The 263-nt window shown below is 67.3% G+C and carries 1 protein-coding gene; it reads left to right on the top strand.

What is annotated here, in order from left to right:
- Positions 1–263, top strand: a 263-nt coding sequence (locus tag RA24_RS22630) for a hypothetical protein (RefSeq protein ID WP_039194416.1), incomplete at both ends; no start/stop codon positions are given.

The following is a 263-nucleotide window of genomic DNA, read 5'->3' as shown; positions in this document are numbered from 1 at the left end:
CATCTCCAACGTCGGCCTGCCGCAAAGCACCGACCAGATCACCAACCCGCTGCTGGTCGGCAGTGACGCCCACGCCCGCGTGCTCGACTATTCCGGCGGCGCACGGCTGTTCTTCGACCTTACCGCGCCGGATTACCCGGCCTATGTCTACGTGGACTATTTCGACGCCGGCGGCGCGGTGCTGCATCTGTCGCCAAACGAGCTGGTGCCGCTAGCCGAAGCCGCCCCCAAAACCGCCCTGCGCGTCGGTGCCAAGGAGGCCG

This window comes from Leisingera sp. ANG-M6 (assembly GCF_000813905.1).
In the GTDB taxonomy this organism is placed as follows: domain Bacteria; phylum Pseudomonadota; class Alphaproteobacteria; order Rhodobacterales; family Rhodobacteraceae; genus Leisingera.
The sequence above is the reverse complement of the archived record's forward strand: the minus strand, read 5'-3'. Positions and strand labels throughout refer to the sequence as shown.